25 protein-coding genes are annotated in these 25,423 nt (G+C 53.8%); 6 read left to right on the forward strand and 19 right to left on the reverse strand.

The genetic code is table 11. The features are described 5' to 3' along the window. The 12 genes from I9187_RS20005 to I9187_RS20060 form a co-directional block, all read right to left on the reverse strand. Positions 1 to 435, reverse strand: coding sequence for a DUF302 domain-containing protein (locus I9187_RS20005; RefSeq protein ID WP_171181837.1), 435 nt, complete (start codon positions 433 to 435; stop codon positions 1 to 3). A gap of 80 nt (positions 436 to 515) precedes the next feature. Then, positions 516 to 1,778: an NAD(P)/FAD-dependent oxidoreductase gene (locus I9187_RS20010; RefSeq protein WP_171181839.1), complete on the reverse strand. Its 1,263-nt coding sequence runs from the start codon at positions 1,776 to 1,778 to the stop codon at positions 516 to 518. Positions 1,779 to 1,802: 24 nt separating this feature from the next. Next, positions 1,803 to 2,510: a c-type cytochrome gene (locus I9187_RS20015; protein WP_171181841.1), complete on the reverse strand. Its 708-nt coding sequence runs from the start codon at positions 2,508 to 2,510 to the stop codon at positions 1,803 to 1,805. Between the two features lie 2 nt (positions 2,511 to 2,512). Beyond that, the gene (locus I9187_RS20020; protein ID WP_171181843.1) at positions 2,513 to 3,838 is read right to left on the reverse strand and encodes a c-type cytochrome; all 1,326 of its coding nucleotides are present in this window, start codon (positions 3,836 to 3,838) and stop codon (positions 2,513 to 2,515) included. Continuing rightward, positions 3,822 to 5,084, reverse strand: coding sequence for a sulfite dehydrogenase (gene soxC, locus I9187_RS20025; RefSeq protein WP_171181845.1), 1,263 nt, complete (start codon positions 5,082 to 5,084; stop codon positions 3,822 to 3,824). Before soxC ends, I9187_RS20020 begins: the two co-directional genes overlap by 17 nt. Positions 5,085 to 5,108: 24 nt before the next feature. After that, the gene (gene soxB, locus I9187_RS20030) at positions 5,109 to 6,806 is read right to left on the reverse strand and encodes a thiosulfohydrolase SoxB (RefSeq protein WP_171181847.1); all 1,698 of its coding nucleotides are present in this window, start codon (positions 6,804 to 6,806) and stop codon (positions 5,109 to 5,111) included. 87 nt (positions 6,807 to 6,893) lie between these two features. After that, positions 6,894 to 7,739, reverse strand: a complete 846-nt coding sequence (gene soxA, locus I9187_RS20035) for a sulfur oxidation c-type cytochrome SoxA (protein WP_171181849.1) — start codon at positions 7,737 to 7,739, stop codon at positions 6,894 to 6,896. Positions 7,740 to 7,809: 70 nt separating this feature from the next. Further along, on the reverse strand, positions 7,810 to 8,139 hold the full coding sequence (gene soxZ, locus I9187_RS20040) for a thiosulfate oxidation carrier complex protein SoxZ (RefSeq protein WP_170380046.1): 330 nt from the start codon (positions 8,137 to 8,139) through the stop codon (positions 7,810 to 7,812). Positions 8,140 to 8,175: 36 nt separating this feature from the next. Then, positions 8,176 to 8,592: a thiosulfate oxidation carrier protein SoxY gene (gene soxY / locus I9187_RS20045; RefSeq protein ID WP_058275041.1), complete on the reverse strand. Its 417-nt coding sequence runs from the start codon at positions 8,590 to 8,592 to the stop codon at positions 8,176 to 8,178. Positions 8,593 to 8,638: 46 nt separating this feature from the next. Then, on the reverse strand, positions 8,639 to 9,115 hold the full coding sequence (gene soxX, locus I9187_RS20050; RefSeq protein ID WP_171181851.1) for a sulfur oxidation c-type cytochrome SoxX: 477 nt from the start codon (positions 9,113 to 9,115) through the stop codon (positions 8,639 to 8,641). Positions 9,116 to 9,245: 130 nt separating this feature from the next. Continuing rightward, entirely contained in the window at positions 9,246 to 9,824 is a 579-nt protein-coding gene (locus I9187_RS20055; protein ID WP_171181886.1) for a thioredoxin family protein, read from the reverse strand. 14 nt (positions 9,825 to 9,838) lie between these two features. Then, a complete protein-coding gene (locus tag I9187_RS20060; RefSeq protein ID WP_171181853.1) occupies positions 9,839 to 10,579 on the reverse strand; it encodes a cytochrome c biogenesis protein CcdA in 741 nt (246 codons plus the stop codon). 80 nt (positions 10,580 to 10,659) lie between these two features. On the opposite strand from I9187_RS20060, the gene I9187_RS20065 reads away from it, so the two are divergent. The 4 genes from I9187_RS20065 to mgrA all read left to right on the forward strand — a co-directional run bounded on the left by I9187_RS20065 (position 10,660) and on the right by mgrA (position 13,804). Beyond that, positions 10,660 to 11,034, forward strand: a complete 375-nt coding sequence (locus I9187_RS20065) for a hypothetical protein (protein WP_171181856.1) — start codon at positions 10,660 to 10,662, stop codon at positions 11,032 to 11,034. A gap of 100 nt (positions 11,035 to 11,134) precedes the next feature. After that, entirely contained in the window at positions 11,135 to 11,443 is a 309-nt protein-coding gene (locus tag I9187_RS20070; protein WP_170514663.1) for a metalloregulator ArsR/SmtB family transcription factor, read from the forward strand. Positions 11,444 to 11,484: 41 nt separating this feature from the next. Then, a complete protein-coding gene (locus I9187_RS20075) occupies positions 11,485 to 12,546 on the forward strand; it encodes a YeeE/YedE family protein (RefSeq protein ID WP_171181858.1) in 1,062 nt (353 codons plus the stop codon). A gap of 190 nt (positions 12,547 to 12,736) precedes the next feature. Next, a complete protein-coding gene (mgrA, locus tag I9187_RS20080; RefSeq protein WP_171181860.1) occupies positions 12,737 to 13,804 on the forward strand; it encodes an L-glyceraldehyde 3-phosphate reductase in 1,068 nt (355 codons plus the stop codon). A 222-nt stretch (positions 13,805 to 14,026) separates the two neighbouring features. Here the strand turns inward: mgrA and I9187_RS20085 are convergent, their stop codons facing one another. From I9187_RS20085 to I9187_RS20105, 5 genes are read right to left on the reverse strand one after another with little or no spacing between them, the layout of a single operon-like run. Continuing rightward, the gene (locus tag I9187_RS20085) at positions 14,027 to 14,785 is read right to left on the reverse strand and encodes an SDR family NAD(P)-dependent oxidoreductase (RefSeq protein WP_171236888.1); all 759 of its coding nucleotides are present in this window, start codon (positions 14,783 to 14,785) and stop codon (positions 14,027 to 14,029) included. Positions 14,786 to 14,803: 18 nt separating this feature from the next. Continuing rightward, positions 14,804 to 15,625, reverse strand: a complete 822-nt coding sequence (locus I9187_RS20090; protein ID WP_209940308.1) for an ABC transporter permease — start codon at positions 15,623 to 15,625, stop codon at positions 14,804 to 14,806. 7 nt (positions 15,626 to 15,632) lie between these two features. After that, on the reverse strand, positions 15,633 to 16,484 hold the full coding sequence (locus I9187_RS20095) for an ABC transporter permease (protein ID WP_171236886.1): 852 nt from the start codon (positions 16,482 to 16,484) through the stop codon (positions 15,633 to 15,635). 37 nt (positions 16,485 to 16,521) lie between these two features. After that, positions 16,522 to 17,685: a spermidine/putrescine ABC transporter substrate-binding protein gene (locus I9187_RS20100; RefSeq protein ID WP_171176818.1), complete on the reverse strand. Its 1,164-nt coding sequence runs from the start codon at positions 17,683 to 17,685 to the stop codon at positions 16,522 to 16,524. Between the two features lie 34 nt (positions 17,686 to 17,719). Beyond that, positions 17,720 to 18,832 carry an ABC transporter ATP-binding protein gene (locus I9187_RS20105; RefSeq protein ID WP_171237916.1) on the reverse strand — a complete coding sequence of 371 codons (1,113 nt, stop codon included), beginning with the start codon at positions 18,830 to 18,832 and terminating at the stop codon, positions 17,720 to 17,722. A gap of 141 nt (positions 18,833 to 18,973) precedes the next feature. On the opposite strand from I9187_RS20105, the gene I9187_RS20110 reads away from it, so the two are divergent. Next, entirely contained in the window at positions 18,974 to 19,741 is a 768-nt protein-coding gene (locus I9187_RS20110) for a helix-turn-helix transcriptional regulator (protein WP_348540160.1), read from the forward strand. Between the two features lie 488 nt (positions 19,742 to 20,229). Here the strand turns inward: I9187_RS20110 and I9187_RS20115 are convergent, their stop codons facing one another. Beyond that, positions 20,230 to 22,029, reverse strand: coding sequence for an NAD(P)/FAD-dependent oxidoreductase (locus tag I9187_RS20115; protein ID WP_171175837.1), 1,800 nt, complete (start codon positions 22,027 to 22,029; stop codon positions 20,230 to 20,232). A gap of 328 nt (positions 22,030 to 22,357) precedes the next feature. On the opposite strand from I9187_RS20115, the gene I9187_RS20120 reads away from it, so the two are divergent. Beyond that, a complete protein-coding gene (locus tag I9187_RS20120; RefSeq protein ID WP_171175851.1) occupies positions 22,358 to 23,692 on the forward strand; it encodes an adenylate/guanylate cyclase domain-containing protein in 1,335 nt (444 codons plus the stop codon). Positions 23,693 to 23,947: 255 nt separating this feature from the next. Here the strand turns inward: I9187_RS20120 and I9187_RS20125 are convergent, their stop codons facing one another. Continuing rightward, the gene (locus I9187_RS20125) at positions 23,948 to 25,231 is read right to left on the reverse strand and encodes an adenylate/guanylate cyclase domain-containing protein (RefSeq protein ID WP_170756997.1); all 1,284 of its coding nucleotides are present in this window, start codon (positions 25,229 to 25,231) and stop codon (positions 23,948 to 23,950) included. Between the last annotated feature and the right edge of the window lie 192 nt (positions 25,232 to 25,423).

Raw genomic sequence — 25,423 nt, forward strand, 5'->3', positions numbered from 1 at the left:
TCAGTTCCCAACGGCTTCTTCTACGATCCCGGACAACAGGGTCTGAACCTTTTGCATTGGTCCATCAGGATAGCTTCGGTATCCAACCATCACACCATTGTCGTCTTCGGCTACAAAAATCCCATAGGGGCAGAAGCCAATATTCATTGGGTCGGCTTCCATGACCTCGCGCGAGATTTTTGCCGAGCAGAAAATGAAGATATCCGCGGCCGCAAATATTTGCTTGTCGCTGCCAACATCTGCGCCTGTTCGATTCAGCATTTCCCCAACATGGCTCACATAGTCGATGACCAGTCCCTGTCCCACAATCGCGGACTCGACTGCAAATGTCGCGTCATCAAAACTACCGTCGAAGGGGGTAGTGATGATCTCTTCTGCAAGCCCTTGGCTCGCCAGAACAGTGGAAAACGCGGCCGCGGCGATAAAGTGTTTCATGGTTTTAGTCCTCCTCCTGAACCGCATTTTCTCAGATTGATCATCGGGGTCTTTGACACCGGTCAAAGCCCCCGATTGCCTCAACCAAACATGTCCGACGTGATACCGGCGTACCAACCAAGAGACTCTTCGTAAGTTGCTTTCCTGAGGTCGGCATCTTCTCCGGTCTGGCTAATAAAGCCGTCAACTTTGGCAATCTTCTCAGGTGTCGCCTCGTAGGTTGCGCCAACCTTAACGCCATCATTGGTATCGATCAGCGACCAACATGTGTTCGAGAACTTGGCCGGGAATACTTTAGACCCGGTCAACGCACTTCGCACGGCGTTCGCGCAAACTTTCGCCTGACTGTTTGCCGAAAACCCGGATTTCGGCATGTCACCCTGCTGGCTGGCATCACCAAGAACATATATGTCCGGATCGGCTTTGGAGGACATGTCCGCAGCGTTTACTGGTGCCCAGTTGCCGTCGGTTACTCCTGCCATTTCCGCAATGCGGCCGGCTTTCATCGCTGGGATTACATTGCAGACATCAACCTTTGTCTCTTCGCCGTCGATGGTCACCGTCATTGCATCCGGATTCACGGATACATTGCCACCGCCGAAATCTTCGCCGATCCAGTCAACCATTCCTTCATAGTTGTTTCCCCAGCCTTCTTGGAACAACGCCATTTTCGAGAACTTTGGCTTCGGGTCGGCCACAATGATCTTTGCTGTCGGATTATTCTTCTTCAAAACATGCGCAACCATCGAAGTCCGCTCATATGGCCCAGGCGGGCAACGGAAGGGGTTAGGAGGAGCGACCATCGCGAAGGTACCACCTTCGGGCATTGCCATGATTTGCGCTTTCAAAAGCTCTGTCTGTGAACCAGCTTTATAAGCATGCGGCATCTTATTCTGGGCCGAGACGTCCCAGCCCTCGACCGCTCCATCTACAAAGTCGATACCCGGGCTTAGAATCAGCTTGTCATAGGGAATTGACCCGCCACCCGCCAAGGAAACCGTCTTGGCATCGCGGTCGACCCCAGTGGCCCAATCATGCACGACGTTGATACCGTAGTTCGCGGCAAGCGTGCCATAGCTGTGAGCGATGTCCGATAGCTCCTGAAAACCTCCTAAATAAAGGTTTGAGAAGAAACAGGTGTAATAGGTCCGAGACGGCTCGATCAGCGTCACGTCGACCTCTCCTTTGCTGTCCTTTGCGATGTACCGCGCGGCAGTTGCACCGCCCGCACCGCCACCAACAACCACTACTCGGGGCTTGCCTTGAGCCAGCACCATCGGAGCAGATAGCCCGGCGGCCACGACCCCGGCGGCTCCAAGAAATACTCGTCTATTGAGTGTCATCGCGTTTCCTCCCCTTAGGCACTTTCACTCTGGATTATTGAAGTATGCGGCCAATGCCGCGATCTCGTCATTGCTCAGCCGCCCGGCGATCATTTGCATGACTGGATGTGGCCGCTGTTTGTCCTTGTAAGCGTGCATAGCGACTACGAAGTCTTCGTCAGGCCAATACACAATCGAAGGAATGCCCTCATCGCCTCCTTCGATCTGGTGGCATGTTGTACATTCGCTGCTGAGATATGCGCCGTACTCAGGATCTCCTTGTATCGCCAGAATCGCGGGATCGATCGAATGATCCGTTCCTTTCGCCGTTGGGTCCGCTTCTGGGATGTCCTGAGGATTGTCAGAAAACGCCCGCAAATAGGCGACCACGTTGGCTCGGTCTTCCGGGTCCTTCAAACCGCGAAAACTCATCCTCGTGCCTGACGCAAATGCGCGTGGATTTTCGATGTAGGCGGACAGTGTGTCAGCGTGCCATTCCAGACCCGAGTTGCCCGCGCGCACAAGGCTCTTGGAGTAGTTGAAACCCTCCAGTCCTGCGGCCTTACGCCCAAAAACACCGTTCAAGTGCGGCCCGATTTTGTTTTCGGCTCCTTCGCCGACCTGATGGCAGCCTTGGCATTGGGCGAACACCACTTTCCCTGCTTCCGCGTCGCCAAGGTCTTCTGTTGCGTGGGTCGATGGAGCGATCGAAACCAATACCGTTGCGCAGGTTAAAAGGAACGACCACCGCATGATCAGCTTCCGAACGACTTTAGGTAGACGATCACAGCTTCAATATCGTCTGGTTTCTTAAGCCCGGCGAAAGACATGCGCGTGCCTTTCATGTAGTCTTTGGGTTTTGTCAGGAAGGCCGCCATTTCTTCATCAGTCCAAATGAGACCTGTCTCGGCCGCAGCGTTCATAGCTTTGGAGTATTTGAAACCTTCTACCGACCCTGCGTTGGACCCAATAATTCCGTTCAACGCTGGTCCCGTGCTATGCTTTGCACCTTCACCGACCTGATGGCAGGACTTACACTTCTTGAAGACCTTTTCTCCGGCGGCGAGAAGGTCCGCTGATTGGTCAGACTCTTCGATTTCCTGAACAGCCAGTGTTGCGGCGGCCTCTTCCTCAGGCTTTGGCGCTGCGGCTGGAATGAACGAGGGCCCTTCCGCCGTGAACGTCGGCAACCCGTCCGCGCTGGCTTCATTCATGACCGAATTCGAACCGCCTTCTGGTGGCGTCTCAACCAGAAAGACAGAACGCATAGTAACCGATGCCTCTGTTTTGCAGTTCTCCATGCAAGGCTCTTCTCGCCATTCCGCGTATTCCGTCTCGGGTCGAACATCGACAACAAAACCGTCCATATTGTACATCTCGAAATCGGCGAAGTTTTCGTTGCTGAGAACGAAATCGTCATCCACCAGATCATTGGAATAAAGGATGTAGGCGACAATTGCGTATGTCTCGTCCGCTGTCAGCGTGCCCGCTTCACCAAACGGCATCGACCGAGAAATGTAATCCCAGGCGGTGGACAAATGCGGCCAATAGGACCCAACGGTTTTTACAGGATCTTCATCTGCAAGTGTATCGAAACCACCTGCCAGAACAGGCCAATTGTCGGCACCTTCGGCAAACTCGCCGTGACAAGACGCGCAACGGTCGACAAACACTTCTTCTCCGGTCCAGACATCGCCTGATCCAACCGGCAAGCCACGCCCGTCGGGCAAGACGTCAACGTCCCATGCCGCGATCTCTTCCTCCAGAGCAGGACGTCCAAGCCCATAAGTGCCATCCTGGCTGGGCGCGGGTGCGGTCAGGTTCATCCCGGTTGCGACCCGCTCGGCCGCCGCTGTCTGGATTTCTTCAACCTTGGCCACCAGTTCGGCAGCCCGGCTGGCCTCTGCTTGCGCGTTTTCCTGGGCTTTCGCTGCGTGCGCCTCAACCTGGCTGATCCGGGTTTCCAGGGTTTCTATCTGCGATTGGCCGTAATTCCGGTTCGCAATAGCCACAGCCGCCGCAAGCACCAACGCTGTGCCGCCAAATACGGGCAGGAAAACATGACTAAGAGACTTCGACATTCTCAGCGATCCCTTCTGCGCTCACGTACCAAGTCTGGATACAGTTGTTGTGGTAGACCGAGTTCTCTCCGCGCTTTTCGCGCAGTTGGTCTTTGGTCGGCTGAACATAGCCGGTTTCGTCTATCGCCCGGGCCTGCAAAAGCATTGGTGCTCCGTCCCAGTTCGTGTCGAGATAGAAGCGCGTCAAAGCCTTGCTGTCGCCCTGCTTGCCAAGACGCGCTGTCTCCCAGGTAATCCCACCGTCCTTGGACACATCAACCCGCGAAATTTGCCCGTGGCCTGACCAGGCAAGCCCGGAAATGACCAAGGGTCCCGGTCCGTGTTTGATGGGCATTTGCGGGCTGGGTGAAGTAATGACGGATTTTGCATCCATCACCCAAGTCCATTTCTGGGCTGTGCCATCGGCGTAGACATCGGTGTACTTTGATGTTTCTTCACGGCTTTCGACCGCCATATCGACGACTTCGATCCGGCGCAGCCACTTGACCCACATGTTGCCTTCCCAGCCAGGAACAACCAGTCGCACAGGATATCCGTGCTCCATGCGCAGCGCTTCACCATTTGCCTTGAAAGCCACCAACACGTCATCCAGTGCTTTTTCCATCGGGATGGAGCGGCCATTGGATGACGCGTCTGCGCCTTCAACATAGACCCATTTGTCGGGTGAGATATCAGCGCCTGCTTCCTGCAACAGCGTCCGCAGCGGAACGCCGGTGTATTCCATGTTGTGAATCATGCCGTGGGTGAACTGGACGCCATTGAGTTGAGCACCAGCCCACTCCATACCGGTGTTCGCCGCACATTCGCAGAAATACACATGGTTTTCGCGCGGGAACCGCTCGATGTCGTCGTAAGTAAATACAAGCGGGCGATCGACCAGCCCGTTGATCATCAGACGATAATCCTCCTTGCGCAACTCGATCGCGCCCGAGTGATGACGCTCAAATGCGCAACCTTGCGGAGTGATCGTGCCATCAAGCGCGTGGATTGGTGTAAAGTTGATCGACGAAATCGGAGAGGCGGTCAGCCATTCCACGTTGCGGCGCACAACATGGGATTCAAAACTGATCGGCATGCCATAAGGTGACTCATCGACACCGGCACCTGTGTAAGACGCCCAATCCTGCAGCTCTGTTATCAGAGGATCGGGCGTGTCTGCCACTGCCGCACCCGCAACTGATCCTGCGGCGACCGCTGCACTGCCTTTCAGGAAGGCCCGGCGGGACGGTTTGAACGCGTCATCCATATCTCTTAGGTCTCCATCTGTTTCTTAAGCACCGACAACATCGACACTGGTGTTCTCTTGCACCGTTACGGTGCCAAGGTTGCGAATGTGGCTTTCGACGACATCCCAGATCGGCGGGCCTTCAGTGCCTTCGTTGACACTGGCCCAACCAGCCACGACGTAGGTTTTCGACGGATCAATCGCTTCACCCGTTTTGAGCAGGGTCATTTCGCTGATCCGCTGCCCTTGTGGTTTGGTCACATCGATGCGGTAGCCAAGCCCACCGACACGGACCATATCGCCGCCCTGCTGATAGTAGGGATCGGGATTGAACAGGTTGTCACCGACATCCTCAAGGATCACATGGATGAATTCGCCCGTCATTTCTGTGCGATAGGCATTGGGATACGACATCGATGTGACGTTCCAGACGTCTTCACGCGTGATGTCCTGCCCCGGCAGGATTGAGGGTCCCCAACGGACGCCAGGCGACATCGCGATGTCTGCCTCACGCTCTTTGATCAGGGCATCGCAAATCAGGTCATCCCAGGTGCCGTTGAAATTGCCGCGGCGGTAGAGCAACGAATCCGTTTTGCCAATCACCTCACTCAGCGCAGCCTCGTGAGGCGCGCGCTGATCATTTATCAGAGCAGTGATCGCAGGATCAGGAGCGATGACGTCCGAGAAGATCGGGATCAGCTTGTGCTTCAGCCCCATCATCTGCCCGTCCCTCACGTCGAGATCCACGCGGCTGACGAACTTGCCGTTCGAGCCAGACGCGATGATATGCGTTTTACCGACCAGAACCGGCTCGGGCAGGGCGTCATGCGTGTGACCGCTGAGGATCACGTCGATCCCTTGCACGCGGCCTGCCATCTTCTTATCCACGTCAAAACCATTGTGGCTGAGGACGACAACGACATCGGCACCGGCATCGCGAACCTCGTCCACCATGGCCTGCATGTTTTCATCCCGGATACCGAATGAATATTCTGGGAACATCCAGCCTGGGTTCGCGATTGGCATGTAAGGAAACGCTTGCCCGATCACGGCGACCTTTGCACCGCCCCGATCAAAAAACTTATAGGGTTGGAACAATTCTGCAGGTTCGTCCCACTCGGCATCAAAGATGTTCTGACCCAAGGCCGCGAAGGGCAAACCTTCGACGATTTCGTTAACCCTGTCGCTGCCCAACGTGAACTCCCAATGGAAGGTCATAGCATCGGGTTTCAGAGCGTTCATGACATTGACCATGTCCTGACCGGCCGTCTGATAGCAGGTGTAAGAACCGTGCCAGGTATCGCCCCCATCCAATAAAAGGGCATCAGGACGGTCGGCACGAATGGCGTTGATGACAGTTGAGACCCGGTCCAATCCACCGACCCGACCGTAGGTCTTGGCCAGCGCAGAGAAATCATTGTAGGTCAGCGCATAGGCCGACGGGCTTCCATCTTCGATCCCGTAGGCCTTGCGGAACGCCGCCCCTGTGACATGCGGCATCTGCCCTCGCGCATCGCCAATACCCAAGTTTATCTCAGGTTCACGGAAATAGATCGGCTTGAGTTGCGCGTGGATGTCGGTGACATGGATCAGGCTGATATTGCCGAAGGTCTCGAACTCCAGCAGTTGATCCTGCGTGAGGCTTTGCTGCGCAGCAACCTTGGCCCAGTTGCCAAACCCGGACGCCCCATAAAGAGCCGAGGCTGCCATTGAAACCTGCAAGAAGTCACGTCGAGAAATCATCTATCCGCTTTCCTGTAACACATATAAATGTGTGAATGTTATTTTCCTGAAAATCCCGCGCAGGACATTGCCCACGCGGGTCGTTCGTTATTGACGTACTGCTGGAGTTTCGACTGAAAGCCCGTTGCCACGCGAGGCCACATAGAGCTCAAGCGCACGGAACTCGTCCGATCCTTCGGCAAAAGTTTCCGCCCGCGTATCGCGAATACAGCCGCGGAAACGATTGTGGCGCGAGATCAGCTTGGCTTGTTTCAGACGATATGTCGGGAACCCATTGATCATGCCCTGGCTCAGGTGGTCGGCACGGATCATGTTGCCCCAGTTGTCTTCATGACAATTGGCGCAGCTAAGCTCCAGCTGACCATAGCGGGTGTAATACATCTCTTTGCCCTGTTCCCAATACGGGGCGGCATCGCCATCAATCGCGACATTCATTGGCATCCCGCGTGATTGCAGACCGATCAAAGCGACCATGCCCTGCATATCGCCCCCGGACCATTTCCAGGCATCGGCTTCCATGCGGTCCGTGCGGCACTTGTTGATCAGATCTTCCATGACGACCAGCTTACCAGTTTCGGCATCCACTTTCGGCATGGACGCCTGCAATCCCTTGAAGCTTTCCGCCCCATCGTGGCATGAGGCACAGCTCTCGCCAGCGGCGCCATCAACGGTCTCGAAGAGATCGGCGGCCTGATCGACGAAGATCATTGCAGGATTGTCGAAGTCATCAATTTGAAGCGCTTGCGTTTCATCCGTGCGAAAATGCCAACCCGAATAGATCGTGTCCAAATTTTCCAGATGTGCCGGAGCTTCGGTAACCGAAGTCATGTCCAACTCATCATTGATCACCAAATTGTCTTCGTCCGGTCCAGCCATCGCTGCAGCCGGGAAAACCAGAATTGCCGCGATCGCCGTAAGTGCCTTGGTATTCATTGCGTTCCTCCCTTGGTGGATCAGCGCCAGTTCCTCCTACCAGCGCTGATCTGCCTTAGTGGTCGAGCCGTCAGGCGATCTCGATCGTTTTCTTCTCATCGTAGACAGAGCCGTCATCATCGTACCAAGTGAAGACAAACTCACCGGCCTCGGGCACAGTCGCTTCGAACTGGAAATACGGGTTGGTCGAAATCGCCGGCTCCATCGTCACATCAACCACCATTTCTCCATTAAACTCGCAAGTGAAACGGTTGATGATCGAACGCGGGATGACGTTGCCTTCTTTGTCTTTACGCTGGCCGCTTTCCATCTTGTGGCTGATCAATGTCTTGATCGTAACGGTTTCGCCAGCAGCGGCTGTCTTTGGAACCTTGACGCGGGGTTTTACACCGGAAGCCATTGATTAATCTCCTGTTCTTCGAGGCGCGCGTGGCGATCAGCCGCCGCAGCCGCCGATTGTCACTTTTACGGTCGCAGACGCTTTGGCAAAGCTGCCATCTGCCATCTTCGCCACGGCAATGACATCCTGCGTTCCGGCAAGACGGATGCGGGTTGATGCGGCTTGCTCAGCAGCCAACGGACCGAAATTGAAGGTTGCAACGCCCGGTTCGGGGTTACCTGCAGCCACGATGAGAATTGCAGCTGCGCCCGGAGCACTGACTTCGATAGGTACAGTATTACCGTTTTCTGCGATTTCCGGTGCAGTCAATGTAACACCGCCGTCGGCCACATCTGCCCCGCCTGTAAATGCCGCAATGGCATCCTCAGCAGCTGCATTTGCCCGAAGCGGCATAATTGTCAGGAACGCGGCGCCCAGCCCAAGGGCCAGTGTCTCGCGGCGAGAGAGTTCCATTTTCAATCTCCTTTGATTCTTCGAAAATCCGCGCCTGAAAGCGCAGCTATTCTTCTTTCAGGGTCGCTAGAAACGCGACCACATCCTCGATTTCTTGTGCTGTCAGGATCGACGTCAAAGGCGCGGTTGGGGCTTTTCCGGTATAGGCGTCGCCCGGGCGGATATAGCCGTCATCCTTGTAGAACGCAGGCATCACCGTGCCTTCGAACGTCATCTTGGCATTTGCGACCAATCCGCGAAGTTCTGCTTCGGTCCAACGATCACCGGCGCCATCCAGCATTGGACCAACTTCGCCATGGAACGGGATGTCGGCCAAAGCCGAAACCGCGTGGCACGCGACGCAGTTGCCTTTTGACTTGTCCCCAACGATGAGCGCGCCATTAGCCGCGTCGCCAGCAGCACCGGTCAACGAAGCCTCAATGGCACCATAGTCGTCATAGGTTACGTCTTGCGGGTCTGTTTCTGCCGCAAATGCGGCAACGCCTGTCATTGCGCAGACCAATGTTAAGAGTCTCAGCTTCATGATCCCTCCCATTTGCTAACACGCCGACGGCGCCTTGCGACCCAAAGCCTTTGTGTACCGTAGTCGACGAGTACCGGTTGTCGCAACATTAAATTCATAATAATGAATTTTTTATTTATAACGGCAGCACTCAATCCTGAGAAACATTGTTTCGCTCTTGAATGCGCCGCGCATGATAACGTTGGAAATCTTCACCATTATCAAGCTCATATCGTTTTTCCTCGACCCAGGTGAAAAGGTCTAAGGTTGTTCCCTTTGAGAACGCTCCGGGCATAACAGCGACCGCAGCATCGATGGCTGTAGCGTCTTCTGGCACCTCTTCCGGCAGAAATACGAGCGTCGGGGTGAACAGAATCCCCCATTTTCGCATCAGCGCTCTTTGCTCATTTTCTTCCCCGTCAAAGTCGATGGCTGCGGTGCTGCCATGCAAATCCAGTTGGACGACAAAGAAATTCTCTTCGATGAACGCTGCAAGGTCAGGCTGGGGGAACACTTCTTCATGCATTTTCTTGCAATAGATGCAGCCTTGTTGCTCAATGAATAAAACCAACCGCTTGTCTTCGCTTGACGCCTCTTCAAGATCCTCACGAAGGTCTTTGAACGTGTCGCGCATCCACGGCGTTTTATGCAAACCGTCGTCGCCCAGTTCAGCGGCGAAAACTGCCCCGCCGATCAGACAAGCGATCAATACTGACAAAACTCGTTTCATGTCTTCCTCCCGAATTAACCAATGGCTGCCAGCCAAGGCATATGGTCGAGCATCCATTGTGCGACGTGATTGATGGAGTTGGTTGCGATGAGGATGCCGAAGAGCACCAGAAAGCCACCCATTGCCTTTTCGATGAGGGGCAAGTGCTTTCTGAACCGTGCCATCCATTGCATGAAGGGGCGGACCAGGAAGGCTGCCAGAACAAACGGTGCGGTCATTCCAACCCCGTAGACGAATAAAAGCACCGCTCCACGCCAGGCCGTTTCGGTTCCGGCCGCTGTAAACAGGATCGCGGCGAGCACCGGCCCAACACAGGGTGTCCAGCCAAAAGCAAACGCCAATCCAAGAACATATGCCCCAACAAGGCTTACATTTGATGTATCACCAACATCCGCTCGAAATTGGCGATAAAGGAAGCCGATGCGGATAATCCCCAAGAAATGCATGCCCATCACAATGATGATGGCCGCGGCGATCCAACGCAGGATGTCAAAATACTCTCGTACCAATTGCCCGAATATCGAAGCCGTCGCACCCAGCGCCATGAAGATCGTAATGATCCCGGCTGCAAATGCTATCGCAGAAAGCGTTGCCTTGCGACGAACGCCGCTGGGAATTGTAGAACCCGCAGATATCTGATCAATCCCGACGCCGGCCAGATAGCTAAGATAAAACGGCACGATAGGTAGGATGCAGGGCGACAGGAAAGACAACAGTCCTGCGACCAAAGCTCCTGCAAATGTAATGTCGAGCATGGTCAAATCTGTCCTGGCACGCTATCATTCACACATTCAAAATAATAAAAATATGTCGCTGCGGTCAATCGGAGCTTGAGATGCGTCACCTACTTCTGCTTTTGCTTGCAATCACGTTGCTTGTTTCTCCTGTGGTTTTACGGGCAGAAATAACGCTTTTGATGGCCGAGGAAGATGGGTGTATGTGGTGCGCACGTTGGGACGCCGAAATCTCGGAGATTTACCCCAAGACACCAGAAGGACATGCCGCTCCACTTCAGCGCATCGATCTCCACGCGGCTATGCCTGACGGCGTCGCATTGGAGCGCCCTCTCTACTACTCGCCAACCTTTGTTCTGCTGGACAATGGCCAAGAGGTCGGCCGGATCGAAGGCTATCCCGGCGAAGATTTTTTCTGGGGGTTGCTGGGCGTTTTGCTGCGTGACGCGGGGATATCGATTGAGACCTCTGGATAATCTGCGGCGCATTACATAAACTGTTATGAATGCGTGAAGCCAAGAAAGCGAGGCAATCTTGTTGGACAAACCATCGAAACTGCCAGTGTTCACAAAGGACATGTGCGCAGAAGACCTGGACAGAATGATGGAGAATGCTCAGACGGCGTCGAGTTTCCTCAAGGCAATTAGCCATGAAGGGCGCCTTATGATCTTATGCTACCTGTCCTCGGGTGAAAAATCTGTCACGCAGATGGAAGAAATGCTCTCGGCACGCCAGGCCGCCGTTTCTCAGCAACTTTCTCGCTTACGCTTTGAGGGCTTGGTCAAAACACGACGCGAGGGGAAAACGATCTACTACAGATTGGCGGATGATCGATCGACACAGATCCTGGAAGTCGTTTACGATCTATTCTGCAGGGAGAAGTAGAAGCCGCCAAAATACCCGCCAGCTTTGGGAGGAGACTGGCAATGTTTGAAGCATTGGGAGACGCCAACACCGTCGCCCTGATCGGTTTGATCGGTGGTATTGTGTTGGGCTTGGCCGCACGCATTGGCCGTTTTTGCACGTTGGGTGCAATCGAGGACTACCTTTACGCAGATGATGACCGGCGGCTGCGCATGTGGGCAATTGCGATCGGCGTAGCAATTGTCGGCAGCCACTCAGCCATGGCTTTAGGGTGGCTGGACCCTGTTGGAACAAGGTATCTTGCACAGACCTGGAACCCACTTGGGTCGATCGTGGGTGGTCTCATGTTCGGTTACGGAATGGCCATCAGCGGAAACTGTGGCTATGGCGCGCTGGCAAGGCTTGGAGGCGGCGACCTTCGATCATTCGTCATCGTTTTGATTATGGGTCTGTCTGCTTACGTTGTCATGTCCGGGCCCCTTGCATATTTGCGCGTTTGGGTCTTCCCCGAGGAAATGGATCTTGAAGGCCCCCAGAGCATTAGCTTCCTTGCCGAACAACTGACCTCTATCCCAGCTTGGCTCATTGGCGTGGTCATTGGCGTTGCGTTGATGATTTTCGCCTTGGCAAACCAGCGCTTCCGCCGCAATCCCGCACAGGTGTTTTGGGGATCTGTGGTTGGGCTGGCGATCGTATCTGGGTGGCTCGGCACGAATTGGGTTGCGACGCATGGTTTCGATGGTGAGCCAGTTCAAACCCACACCTTCGCTGCGCCCCTTGGCGACACAATATTCTACCTTATGACAGCCTCCGGAAACACTTTGTCCTTTGCGGTCGGATCAGTCTCCGGCGTTCTCATTGGTGCATTTTTGGGGTCCTGGTCCAAAGGTCATTTCCGATGGGAAGCATGCGAGGATCCACGTGAACTCAAGCGCCAGATGCTCGGCGCGGCGATTATGGGGCCAGGCGCGATCATCGCGGTCGGTTGTAGCGTCGGACAAGGTATATCTGCCTTCTCACTTTTGGCTTACAGCGCGCCTGTAACATTCGCTGCCATCTTCGCCGGTGCGGCGCTTGGCTTGAAACAACTCGTGTCTGGACTGTCCTTCATAACCGAGCGTTGAATTCACAGTTCAAATCAGAATTCACGTTTGGAGGACGGTTTCGGCGGTTCTCTATCGTTCAGAATCCGATCACCTTTGAAGGCACATAGTCGGTCAGCCAAGGCTATCCACCAGGACGGCTGGAAACTCACGTCGATATTGCAGGAGGTGATCCGTTTGACAGGCTCAACAATCCATTGATTATGTGCGCATGACCAAAGCTCAACGACCGCCAAAACCAAAACCCATTCCTTACACCCCGGAGCCGAACCGCTATGAGCGGATGGTGTATCGGCGATGTGGGCGGTCTGGTGTGAAGCTTCCTATTGTCAGCCTGGGCCTTTGGCATAATTTTGGCGCAGACTCCACACACGAAATCAAGCGCGCCATGTGTCGGACCGCGTTTGATCATGGGATCACGCACTTTGATCTGGCGAACAACTACGGTCCACCACCCGGTTCAGCCGAAGAGGCATTTGGCGAGATCCTCAAAACGGATTTCGCGGGTTACAGGGATGAGCTGATCATTTCCTCCAAAGCCGGCTACGACATGTGGCCGGGACCCTACGGAGAATGGGGGTCGCGCAAGTACATGATCGCGTCCTGTGACCAATCACTCGCGCGCATGGGGCTTGATTACGTCGACATCTTTTATTCCCACCGCTTTGACCCTGACACCCCGCTCGAAGAGACGATGGGCGCGTTGGATCATATCGTACGGTCGGGTCGCGCGCTGTACGCAGGTATCTCGAGCTACAACTCCCAACGCACGCGCGAGGCGGTAAAAATTCTCAACGACCTTGGGACACCTTGTCTGATTCACCAACCTTCTTACAATCTGCTCAACCGTTGGGTGGAGCGTGACGGTTTACTCGATACTCTGGACGATCTTGGGGTGGGATCGATTGCTTTCACGCCACTGGCACAAGGCATTCTAACGTCAAAATACCTACGCGATATTCCGGATGGCAGCCGTGCTACACAAGGAAAGTCACTGCTTGATGGAATGATCAACGAGCGGTCTCTGGCAAGTGTCCGTGCTCTGAACGAAATGGCTTTGGCACGCGGGCAGACCCTGGCGCAAATGGCCCTGGCCTGGGTGCTCAGAAGTGGGCGCGTGACGACCGCCCTTATTGGTGCGTCCCGCCCGGAACAAATCGTAGATTGCGCAGGCGTTGTTGATAATCTCGACTTCAGCGCTGACGAGTTGAAAAAGATCGATGAAATCAGTTCGGAAGAAGATATCAATTTGTGGGCGCGGTCTTCAGAAACAGAATGATCGTCCTTAGAACGTACGCAATGCCACGGCCTACAGAGCTTTAGACTAACGGCGGGTCCAACTTCTTCAGTTTACCCAAACAACTATCAAGAGCGATCGGCCCAAAGCGGCCATCTGCGACAGCCGCATCGAAGGTCCGCTTTGAGCCCAAAGCGGACTGAAATGTGCTCGCCAAAAATGAAGTGCGGCGATAGACATTCTCTTGAGCGGTCTAACCCATCACTAAATGCATTCACCGCCATCGATAACCAAGGCTTGCCCCGTCATAAAAGCGGATTCATCTGAAGCTAAATAGACGATCCCATGGCCAATCTCTTCAACTGTCGCCCACCGACTCATAGGGATCGCCTGCTCGATGTAGCTTTCCAGTTTGGCACGGCCACCCATCTGCTTTTCGAAGCCTGCATTGAAGGGGGTGTCTACAAATCCTGGACAAAGGGCATTGAAACGGATTGCATGGACAGCGTAGTCGGCTGCCATCTGCCGAACCATCGCAACAGCTGCGTGCTTTGTAGTCGCATAGGCGATCATCCCCCGGTCGTATTGAACCCCAGAATTGGAGGCCGTGACGATCACGCTGCCTCCACCTTGTGATTTCATATGGGGGACGGCTGCGCGCGCGGCAATGAAGTGAGCGCGGACATTCAATGCCCAAGATGCATCCATTCCATCTGGTTCCACTTCTTCCAGCGTTCCTTCGATCTGCAACCCAGCATGAGAGTGCAACACGTCAAGCCGACCGAAGTTTTTTACTGCTTCGTCTATGGCTTTGGTAAGGGCATCGTCATCAGTCACGTCAAGCTGTAGGGCAGATGCTTGATTCCCCTGCGCAACGATCGCGGCCACAGTGTCTTCAGCAAGAGTTGCATCGCGATCCGTTACCACAACATGCGCACCCTCTTGTGCCATTGCCATTGAACCCGCCCGACCAATTCCTGATCCCGCGCCCGTCACGAGCGCGACTTTACCTGCAAGCCGCATTTCACTTGGCTCCTTTATTTAACTATTCGATTTTGAGGCGCCTCGGCGCAAAAGCAGTTGCGCTGCAACGAGCAACAAGAGCGACGCGCCCATAACCATAGTGCCGATGGCATTGATCTCGGGCGTTACGCCGCGTCGGATGGATGAGAATATGTAGATAGGCAGGGTTGTTTCTGAGCCAGCTACGAAGAACGCTATGATGAAATCATCAAATGAGAAAGTGAAGCTGAGCAGGAAGCCCGCCAAAACTGCCGGTGCTATCAACGGCAGGGTCACCTGCCGAAAGGTGCCCCAGGGCGTCGCAAAGAGGTCAGCTGAGGCTTCCATGAGGGCACGGTCCATACCCGAAAGCCTTGCACGTACGATGATTATGACCAGCGCCATTGTGAACATGGTGTGTGCGGCGACAAGAGTGGGCATCCCCATGGAAAGTTGTGGGGGATTTGCTCCATCGGGCCATAGGCTCACAAGAAGCGGGTTTAGCCAGCCGAATACGGTGACCAGGGCAATGAGTGTCGCGATACCGATGACGATACCTGGTATCATTATCGCAATATAAATCATCGCATCGAACAAAGTTCGGAGCCATCCCTTAACCCCTTGTAAAGCGATGGCGGCCATGGTTCCGAGTGTGGATGCGAGGCAAGCAGTTATGAATGCCGCAAGCAGACTGGTCTCGAGCGCGTCCATAACAAATGGGTTGTTGAGCGCTTTGCCATACCATTGGGTCGAGAACCCCATGAACTGGCTTGCGTGTCGTCCGGCATTGAAGCTGAAAAGCGCGATGATGCCGATTGGAATATAGAGAAAAAGGTAGACGCAAGTCGCGTAAAAACGCATCGGACCCTCACATCAGCGAGACATCTTCGCGCTGGCCACCCAGGCGCGAGATGAATTTCATGTAAATTGAGACAGTGACAAGCATTACGACAACCAGCGTCATTGCGACCGCCGAACCGTACGCCCAGTTTCGAGACTGCAAGAACAGGTCCACCAGCGCATTTCCGACGAAAAACACTTTTCCGCCACCTAAGATCGCTGGGATCAGAAATTCGCCCATGAGTAGGATGAAGACCAGCATGCAGCCAGTTGCGATACCTGGTACCGACAGAGGAAGTGTTACCTGACGGAACGTACGCCACGGAGTGGAGCCGAGATCCGCTGAGGCTTCCAGAAGGCGTTTATCCAGTTTGTCCAAGCTTACAAAAATTGGGAAAACCATCAAAGGTAGATACCCATAGACAATCCCCACAAGCACAGCGAACGGCGTATTTATCAGGCGGACATCATCGATGCCGATCGACTCCAGTAAAGCGGGCAAGCCACGCCCCCCAAGGATGAAAATCCATGCGTATGACCGGATCAGGATCGATGTCCAGAACGGCACGATCACCAGGATCAACAGCGAAGTTTTCCACTTTGGTGAACAACGCACCGCAAGAAAGTAGGCGAGCGGGTAGGCAATTACCAACGCAGCGATAGTCCCCAGAGGTGCAAGGATCAAGGTGTTCTTAAACGCCGTCCATCGCGCAGGAAGGTTGGCATATTGTTCCAAAGTGAACGCTGGAACATAGCCTCCGGCGGCACCCCGTTCGCCAAAGGAAAAGACGAAGACGACCAGTAGTGGAAGGGCAAGCATTACCAAAAGCCATATTCCTGCCGGTGCCAGCAACAGTGCTTTTCTGCCTCGTTTGGTCATATTGTCCTCGTCTTTTCCGATATTGCGGCCTTGCCGCTTAGGCCGACTTGAAGCGGGCGAGCAACTCGGCACGGTTTGGATCGGTTAGCGTAGCCGCCGCGCCAAACTCGAGCGCATTCAAAAGGTCAGCTGCCGGATAAAGGATCGGATCTTCCAGCAATTCCTTTGGCAGCAACGCATTGGTGCGAGCATCAGCCGATGGATAGCCATGAGCGAGGACTTCTTTCGCATTAACTTCCGGGTTCAGCAGGAAGTCGATCAAGGCATAAGCGGCATCCATATGGGGTGCGCCCTTAGGAATAGCGTAGTAGTCGGACCAGAGTTCACCGCCCTCGGCTCCCAGAACGTAGGCGATCTCAGGCATGTCCACATTCATCTGCTTGCCGTCACCTGTCCAGCACATCGTCATCCACGCGTCACCGTTACGCATCGGTGGCTGATAATCCGACGAGATTGCAAACAGATGCGGTTTAGCATCCAGCAACAATTTCTCGGCATCCGCCAGTTCCTTCTCATCGACCGAGTTGAAGGAGTAGCCGAAGTATTTCAGGGCATTACCGATGGTGGTGAGTTGGTAATCATGCACCATTGTCCGACCTGAGTAACCTTCCATAGTAAGGTCCCAGAACTCTTTCCATGTGGTTGGAGTCGGAGCGCCGTCAAGCTTACTAGTATTCACTGCAAAGCCGGTCGTGCCCCAGTTTTTCGGCACCGCGTAAAGCTGGCCATCGACAGAGCCGGCATCTGAAAAGCGCTGTTCGAATGAACCTGCGTCGTAGTTTGGCAGTTTGGACGTATCGAGCGGGATGATCAGATCTTCGCCCACATACGTAGTGATCGTGTAATTGGTTGGAACGAACACGTCCCAGCCAGACCCTCCGGCTTGCAGTTTTGCCAACATCTCTTCGTTCGAGCCAAAAACATTGACCTGAACGTGAGCGCCAGTGGCTTCCGTGAAGGCTTCGAAGTTCATCTCGTCATGGTAGTTCGGCCACGTGGCGAGGATCACTCGGTCGCCAATGTCTCCGGCAGCAAATGCCGGGCGTGGACGCAACCCAGGCATAGCCGTGCCCAGAACGGCCGTTGCCATCCCAAGACCTGTCACGCCCAAAAAATGTCGCCGTGTGACCGAACCCTTTTGGTACCGGCGAAGCTCTTCCATGAACTTTTGCTTGGAAATAGTCCCATTATCCTTGGTCATTGTGAACCTCTCTGTTGTTGGACTGCGGGATTTGTTAATTTTCCAGGATCAGCAGTGCGCCTTCGCCCCATGAAACAAAGGCCTGTTCTCCTGCATTGAACGTCCCCTCGTTCAATTCCGCTTGCCTTGGCACAAGTACGTGGAAATCACCCAGTGCTTCGTTGCGCGCAAGGTATTCTGTGTGCTCCCCAAGGAAGATCCGATTTTGAATGGTAACTGGCAGAGCAATTTCAGCTGCGGGCAGCGCGCGGGTCAGCGCTATCTGTTCAGGACGGATGCTGACGCACACTTCCTGCCCTGCATCTATTGGAATCTCCGGAGTTCCGTGCACCTTTTGGCCACTCGCTAAACGCACAGTGATTTGGTCGGCTACTGCGTCAGTCACAGTTGCATCAAAGAAATTCGAGGTGCCAACAAATCCAGCCACGTAACGGCTGCGGGGCATGTCATAGAGTTCGCGTGGGCTGCCTACTTGCACAATACTGCCGCCTTCCATCACACAAATTCGGTCGGACATTGAAAGCGCTTCTTCTTGGTCGTGCGTGACGAGGACAAAAGTTATTCCCAGTTGTCGTTGCAGGTTCTGCAGTTCAAACTGCATTTCTTTTCGAAGCTTTCGATCCAGAGCAGCCATTGGTTCATCGAGCAGCAAAAGCTTGGGCTCGTTTACGATCGCACGCGCCAAAGCGACGCGTTGCTGCTGACCACCAGACATCTCCCAGATTCGACGTGGGCCAAACCCACCCAGACGGACAGTTTCCAGCGCCTGCTTAACCTTTGTCGCGATTGTTTGTTTGTCTACGCGTGGTCGTTGTTGGCGCAGGCCGTACGCGATGTTGTCGAACACGCTCAGGTGAGGAAAAAGAGCGTAGTGCTGAAACACCATGTTGACTGGGCGATGGTGCGCATCCAAGTCGTTGACGACTTCGCCATCGAGCAACACCTGACCTTCGGTTGGTTTCTCGAAACCCGCCAGCATCCTAAGTGCAGTGGTTTTGCCGCAACCAGATGGGCCTAAGAACGACAGGAACTCTCCTTTCCCAATGGAAAGATTCAGGTCTTTGGCAGCGACCACATTCCCGAAGGTCTTAGTCACTCCGCGGAGTTCCGCAATCGTCTGCATGGTGACGCTCATGTCAAAGCTCATATACTGCCTTTTTCCTTTTGCTTGATTTTTTGGCATTTATTGGCATACCACTCAAACAGGGAAAAAGTAACAATAACTCCGATTAGCTGTATATACCACAATTGGGGTATAGAGCTGCTTTTCGAAAATCTGGAGCAGCGTGTGTACGATTGGATGGAAGAGGCCGGCAGGGTCGTGGAGAAGATCGGAACCCCAGAATTTCCATGTGCTTTGGCAGATGGCTTGCGGCAGGTCGCACCATTCGATTTTACAGTGGTGTTTGGCCATGTCGGAACCGAAGCACCTATAGACCTTCACGACGATTTTCCCAAAAGCAAACGGCGTATTTTTGTTGAGGATTACCAAGCAGGGCCCTACGTACTCGATCCATTTTTTTTGGCCGCGACAAAACCGATAACACCGGGTCTGTACCGCATGCGCGATATCGCACCGGACAGGTTCTATCAGGGCGAATACTATCGCAGCTATTACAAAAGGACTGGGTTAGCAGAGGAGATTGGCTACTTTATCGATATCCCAAGCACTGGGATGGTTGTGGTCTCGCTCATGCGATCAGTGAAGCCTTTTTCAGCCAAGGAAATTCGTCATTTGCACGCTCTATGGCCGCTCGTTCGGGCAGCCTGTTGCAAACATTGGAGTGACTTTCCAACGATGACCCGCGGCGCCGCAGCGAATGGCGTTAGTCGTCGCGTCGATCTTGCTTTCCAGGCATTTGGCGATGGCGTTCTGACGCCACGAGAAAGAGAAGTCGTTGAGTTCACGTTGAAGGGCCATTCGGCAGAAGCTGTCGGCACAATTCTCGGCATCTCTCCAGGCACAGTCCGCATCCACAGACGCAACATTTACGCGAAACTTAGGATCAATTCGCAGGGTGAGCTTTTTTCAAAGTTCATTGAAAAGGCACTTTAAAAGGTTCCTTGAACACCCACTTTGTCCGTATTGCCGACCTTGCTACCGTGTGATCCGGAACGCCCCAACCATTGGGACGACACCGTCTGATAGCCAAGGAAGCCAACGGGAGAGGGTCGGGACGCCCGGGACCCATGTCGGGACTCTATTAATACCCGAAAACGCTTTCGGAAGTGAAGACAAGTATCCTTCCCACTCTACACAACTGTGTACTGTAAACCCAAGGATGGCCGATTTGTTTGGAGAACCATAGACCGCTTTGTCCGCAGAGCGGTCACTAAGACGGAACGCAGCGAACGGCTGCTCTGAGCCCAAAGCCGTCACTCATCTGGTGGAACATTAGAAATAAATATAGTCCTGAGTTTCGACTACAAGCCGCGCAGTCTATCTTGCGAACGCTTCTGATTTTGATTTGCTGAAGGGATAGTTCTTTTTAGGGTGTAATCTTTTGGGAAAGTGGGGCCGGAAAAGCTCCGGCCCGACGACGTTTAAGACAAATGGTGTACGTCTTGAAGACCATAAACAGGCGTTTCGATACCTTCCATTCGAGCTTTTATCTGCAGCGATAGAAACTGCGAATAGTGGCGCGACTGATGCAGATTCCCGCCGTGAAACCATAGAGCTTCTTGCTGTGTAGGTTTCCACATGTTGCGCTGTTCCCCCTCCCAAGGGCCAGGGTCCTTCGTCGTATCCGATCCCAAACCCCATACTTTCCCGACTCTGTCAGCCATTTCTTGACCAGCCAGATCTGCAATCCAACCATTCATCGAATTGTAGCCAGTTGCATAGACAATGACATCTGCGTCGAGATGTGTTCCATCATCCAAGATTACGCCGGTTTCGTCGACCTCAACAACCTGACCACGCTTTATCTTGATCTCTCCATCAATGATGAGCTGGCTGGCGCCGATGTCGATATAGTAGCCTGATCCACGGCGCAGATATTTCATGAACAAACCGGAATCGTCGTCGCCCCAATCAAGCCAAAACCCTGCTTTCTCAAGCCCGTCATAGAACTCCTTGTCTTGTTCCTTCATCGCAGCGTAGGCTGGAATCTGGAACTCATGTAGGATCGCATAAGGCAGCGAAGCGAAGATAAGGTCTGCCTTTTCGGTCGTCATGCCGGCTTCGACGGCCCGTTCGGAATATAGATCCCCGAGCCCGATTTCCATCAAAGTATCGGACCGCACAATATGCGTCGAGGAGCGCTGAACCATGGTGACGTCGACGTCATTCTCCCAAAGGGCTGCGGCGATATCATGCGCGGAATTGTTTGATCCAACGATAACTGCCTTTTTACCTTTGTACTTGTCTGGGCCTGGATGCTGCGATGAGTGGTGCTGATCGCCTTTGAACTTATTCATTCCGGGAAAGCTCGGCATGTTGGCCTTGCCTGACATACCCGTTGCCATGACAAGCTGTTTGGGTTTCAGCGTTACTTCCTCGCCGTCGCGGTCTACAACGACCGTCCATTCCTTGGTTGTCTCGTCATAGCTGGCGGACTTGGCGGTCGTGTGTGTCCAGTAGTTGAGCTCCATCACCTTGGTGTACATTTCGAGCCAATCACCGATTTTATCCTTGGGTGAGAAGACCGGCCAATTCTCTGGGAATTTGATGTAAGGCAGATGGTCGTACCAGACCGGGTCATGTAGGCAGAGGGATTTGTAGCGTTTGCGCCAGCTGTCTCCGGGGCGTTCGTTGCGCTCCACAATGATAGTAGGCACGCCGAGCTGGCGAAGACGTGCACCCAAAGCAATACCGCCCTGTCCGCCGCCAATGATCAGGCAGTAAGGTTGCGTCTTGTATCCGAGTTCCGCCTCTTCTTGTTCCCGCTCTTCTTTCCAGGTCGTGCGGTGTTTCCCAGCTCCATGTTTAGCTCCTAGAGGACGCTGAAAGCCCTTAGGTTCTTCGTATCCTTTGAGTTCGACCATCGTGGTCAGCAGCGTCCAGATCAACCCATCCTTCAGACGGATTAAACCGTAACCGCGCGCAACCTCAGTTTCAAATTCGATCCATGCTGTCGTGATGCCACCGTCTTCAGTCGGAACCTCGCCGTCCGCGACCTTCCATCCTTTTGGCTTGATCGTCGCCAATTGGTGCCGCAACATATCGGCTACCTGACCTTTTCCTTCGACTGTTTTGATGTTCCAAGTGAAGGTCACTAGATCGCGCCAGTAGCAGTCATCCTGAAACATCTCGGTGGCAGCTTCAACATCTCCTTTATCGAGTGCCTCGCCGAACGCGTCGAGAAACGCCTGTGTCTGATCCGTCAGTGTTGTATCGAGCATTTCATCCTCCCATCGCTCATCCATTTTGGTTAGCAGCCTATGGGAAGGGCGCTTTCAAAATCCAGACATTTAACGAGTCCCGAACACTGGCACCAAACCGACCGCAAGGACGACGCTGTTGTTTAAAAAGACTTCAAGCCAATGACCGCTACGTCCGCATTGCATACATTGGGCGTTATTAACTGAATGTCCGCATCGAGCCCAGAACGGAAGTTTTGGCGACCCTGGCTATTCCCTCAAATTCGCTGACAAGAAACTCAACCTCTCTTACGCAATATCTGTATGATATGTTGGATCAACTTTTCCAACTGCAGAACGCTAGTCTGAGATGAACCCAGTTGAAACCAAGTACGCCAAAAGCGGGGATACTCACATCGCTTACCAGGTGGTCGGTGAAGGTGACTTAGATGTAGTTTATGTGCCTGGTTGGGTTTCTCATGTGGAGCTTTGCTGGGAGGAACCGACGCTAAACCGTTTCTTGTCCAGAATTGCGTCGTTTGCGAGATTGATCCTTTTTGACAAGCGTGGAACTGGCCTTTCAGACAGGGTTTCAAACGATCAACTGCCTACGCTTGAAGAACGCGCTGACGATTTGCTTGCGGTTATGGATGCTGCAAACTCGTCGCGCGCGGCACTGATCGGTTTTTCAGAAGGTGGCAACCTAGCCGCTTTCTTTGCCGCATCACACCCTGAACGAACATCTGCGCTTGTTATGTTTGGCGCATTCGGCAAGCGCATATGGAGCCCGGAATATCCCTGGGCGCCCACTCCTGAAGAACGTCAAAAGGACTATGAGTTCGTCGAACGAGAGTGGGGTAACTTGATGGACTTGGAGCACTATGCGCCCAGCAAGGCCAATGATGAGGCATTTATGCGACGGACATGCGCATACCTAAGGAGAAGCGCCAGTCCCGGTGCGGCTGTGACTCTTCTTAAGATGAATACCGAGATAGATTTGACCAATGTTCTCCCCGCCGTCCACGTGCCAACTCTCGTGTTGCACCGCACTGGTGATCGAGACGCGCATATAGAAGAAGGGCGTTGGATTGCAGATCGGATTTCAGGCGCCCAGTTCAAGGAGCTGCCCGGGGAAGATCATTTTCCCTGGGTTGGAGACTCCGAAAGGATCATTGAAGAAATTCAGGCCTACGTCACCGGTGAGAAACCCCTCCTTCCGAGCGAACGAGTTTTGGCGACTATTTTGTTTACCGATATTGTTGGATCTACGGATCTTGCCCATCAATTGGGTGATGCTGCGTGGAAAGACCTGCTTAACCAACATGACCAACTGTGTGCTCAAGCCATCACTGAGCATAATGGGCGACTGGTAAAAGGAACCGGTGACGGACTGCTTGCAACCTTTGATGGTCCTGGCAGGGGCATATCATGCGGAAAGAAAATCGTTTCCATCGCTCGTGATTTGGGGCTTTCTGTCCGCTGTGGCTTGCATACAGGGGAATGTGAGCTTCGCGGCGACGAAATAGCAGGTGTGGCTGTCCATCTAGCCGCCCGCGTATCAGCACTAGCAGAAGCCGATCAATTGCTCGTCTCCAGAACCGTGCGAGACTTGGTTGCCGGCTCAGGCCATAACCTGAGGGATGAGGGCGAACATCTGCTTAAGGGGTTTTCGGAGAAGTGGTCGATCTATTCGGTTCATCTCTAGACATACGGTTTTTTGCAAACTTTCGAAGTATTCAGAGCCGCAGCGAACGCCGCCTTCGTCCCGCAACTCAGTCATTCGCCAATTTCTGGCTAGCGTCTGGTTTTCATGAAAGCGGTCGCCCAAATCAAAAATCGGAAATTTCAGACAAGCAACGGCCGCTTAGCGCGCGACAGCAGTCATCTGACAAAATGACTCGGATGACTGCCTTGAGGCCCAAAGCGGCCTTCAGAGCAACCGTCGCCAATGCCTGCTATTCTACTCTGCATTGTCGAAAGTCATCCGGAAAACCTCAACTGGTTCGCGGATACCTTTGAGCGTGACCTCTCCTGCTGAAACCGACGGGAATTCCTCTTCCACGGCGATCGCCGCGCGGGTGCTGAGCAGTATCTCACCGTCCTCGGCCATATCGCAGAGACGTGCCGCCACGTTGATCGCAGTGCCCGAGGCGGTGTAGTCTGATCGATCTTCATACCCGACCATGCCTACAGTTGCATATCCGAGCGATACGCCCACGCCAAACCCAAGTCTATGACCAAGCCGCTTCCATTGCTTGGACAACTCAACCATTTTAGCGCGCATCGCGACCGCGAGCCTAACCGCGTCACCGGCAGGGTCCTCGCAGGGCAACGGGTCGTTAAACAGCACCATAATCCCGTCGCCCATGCGGTGGTCGACGCCCGCTCCATGCGCGTTGATCAGCTTCCCCATTTCCTCGTGATAGGTCTGCAACACCTCGATGGTTTCTTCGGGTTCCGCAGTTTCGCAAAATGCCGTGAACCCACGAATGTCACAAAAAATAACACCCAAAAGGGAGCGATGGCTTTTCAACAAGGCCTCAGAGCCTGAGGAGATCACCGTGTCGGCGACAGCGTTTGGAAGAAAGCGTTTAAGACGGCTCATTCGCTCAATCTCGCCTACCTGTTCCTCGACGCGGTCTCCAAGTTCTGCATTCAGCTTTTCCAAGGCTCTAAACTGTCGCGCGTTTTCGATGGCGATGACGGCTTCGGTGGCAAAGTTATCGACCAAAAGCAGGTCGTCAGGTGCGAATTTGCCGACCTCTCGTCGCAGCAGAACCAGATTGCCAAGAGATTTCCCCTGCGAAACAAGCGGGACGAACACACGCGACAGGATACCATCGACGTCCACCAATTTTATCGCATCCGCATGCCTGGATTTGTAGAACTCCGTCTCGCGTATATCAGGTTCTTCGACGATCCGACGCGTTTTGACGCTTTTGTAAGGTGCAAATTCTCGGCCGACTTGAAAGACGTTGCCGACCTTCATCATAGTAGTCGCTTCCCCCGTGGCAGCAGCAATTTTCCATTCGGTATGGTCCTCATTGATCAAAACCACAAAGGTCATCGGAGCACTACACAACCGCGCTGCGTTTTCTACGATTGTCTGAAAAACTGGCGTCTCATCGTCGCGGCTTTGGCTTATGACAGTCAGGATTTCCCGCGTCGCGGCCTCACGGTCACGCGCTCGAACAAGTTCGGCTCGAAGGGTTTGTTCATAAGCGTTGTCCTGTGAGTCCGGCACAATTTGCCCTCGGTTCCTGATCACATTTCAACATGGATATCACACAAGGCTTGCGAGACCAGAGAATTGCAGAGCGGACGCCAGGCGGAGGCAGGTTTGTCCGCAAAGTAGAAGTTCAAGCAAGTTGCAGCGAAAGACCGCTGCCGTTCAATGCAGACCTTCGGGCGAAATTTCTCGGAATGACCACCATCA

This window comes from Ruegeria sp. HKCCE4148 (assembly GCF_017872495.1).
Taxonomy (GTDB): Bacteria; Pseudomonadota; Alphaproteobacteria; order Rhodobacterales; family Rhodobacteraceae; genus Ruegeria.

Coding starts and splice junctions, on each gene's coding strand:
- soxC (WP_171181845.1), bottom strand. CDS start 5,084: ATGGATGACGCGTTCAAACCGTCCCGCCGGGCCTTCCTGAAAGGCAGT.
- I9187_RS20060 (WP_171181853.1), bottom strand. CDS start 10,579: ATGCTCGACATTACATTTGCAGGAGCTTTGGTCGCAGGACTGTTGTCT.
- I9187_RS20065 (WP_171181856.1), top strand. CDS start 10,660: ATGCGTCACCTACTTCTGCTTTTGCTTGCAATCACGTTGCTTGTTTCT.
- soxY (WP_058275041.1), bottom strand. CDS start 8,592: ATGGAACTCTCTCGCCGCGAGACACTGGCCCTTGGGCTGGGCGCCGCG.
- soxA (WP_171181849.1), bottom strand. CDS start 7,739: ATGAATACCAAGGCACTTACGGCGATCGCGGCAATTCTGGTTTTCCCG.
- I9187_RS20100 (WP_171176818.1), bottom strand. CDS start 17,685: ATGACCAAGGATAATGGGACTATTTCCAAGCAAAAGTTCATGGAAGAG.
- I9187_RS20090 (WP_209940308.1), bottom strand. CDS start 15,625: ATGCGTTTTTACGCGACTTGCGTCTACCTTTTTCTCTATATTCCAATC.
- I9187_RS20115 (WP_171175837.1), bottom strand. CDS start 22,029: ATGCTCGATACAACACTGACGGATCAGACACAGGCGTTTCTCGACGCG.
- soxZ (WP_170380046.1), bottom strand. CDS start 8,139: ATGGCTTCCGGTGTAAAACCCCGCGTCAAGGTTCCAAAGACAGCCGCT.
- I9187_RS20085 (WP_171236888.1), bottom strand. CDS start 14,785: ATGCGGCTTGCAGGTAAAGTCGCGCTCGTGACGGGCGCGGGATCAGGA.
- I9187_RS20055 (WP_171181886.1), bottom strand. CDS start 9,824: ATGAAACGAGTTTTGTCAGTATTGATCGCTTGTCTGATCGGCGGGGCA.
- mgrA (WP_171181860.1), top strand. CDS start 12,737: ATGACCAAAGCTCAACGACCGCCAAAACCAAAACCCATTCCTTACACC.
- I9187_RS20120 (WP_171175851.1), top strand. CDS start 22,358: ATGAACCCAGTTGAAACCAAGTACGCCAAAAGCGGGGATACTCACATC.
- I9187_RS20095 (WP_171236886.1), bottom strand. CDS start 16,484: ATGACCAAACGAGGCAGAAAAGCACTGTTGCTGGCACCGGCAGGAATA.
- soxB (WP_171181847.1), bottom strand. CDS start 6,806: ATGATTTCTCGACGTGACTTCTTGCAGGTTTCAATGGCAGCCTCGGCT.
- I9187_RS20075 (WP_171181858.1), top strand. CDS start 11,485: ATGTTTGAAGCATTGGGAGACGCCAACACCGTCGCCCTGATCGGTTTG.
- soxX (WP_171181851.1), bottom strand. CDS start 9,115: ATGAAGCTGAGACTCTTAACATTGGTCTGCGCAATGACAGGCGTTGCC.
- I9187_RS20105 (WP_171237916.1), bottom strand. CDS start 18,832: ATGAGCTTTGACATGAGCGTCACCATGCAGACGATTGCGGAACTCCGC.
- I9187_RS20010 (WP_171181839.1), bottom strand. CDS start 1,778: ATGACACTCAATAGACGAGTATTTCTTGGAGCCGCCGGGGTCGTGGCC.
- I9187_RS20015 (WP_171181841.1), bottom strand. CDS start 2,510: ATGCGGTGGTCGTTCCTTTTAACCTGCGCAACGGTATTGGTTTCGATC.
- I9187_RS20070 (WP_170514663.1), top strand. CDS start 11,135: ATGTGCGCAGAAGACCTGGACAGAATGATGGAGAATGCTCAGACGGCG.
- I9187_RS20005 (WP_171181837.1), bottom strand. CDS start 435: ATGAAACACTTTATCGCCGCGGCCGCGTTTTCCACTGTTCTGGCGAGC.
- I9187_RS20020 (WP_171181843.1), bottom strand. CDS start 3,838: ATGTCGAAGTCTCTTAGTCATGTTTTCCTGCCCGTATTTGGCGGCACA.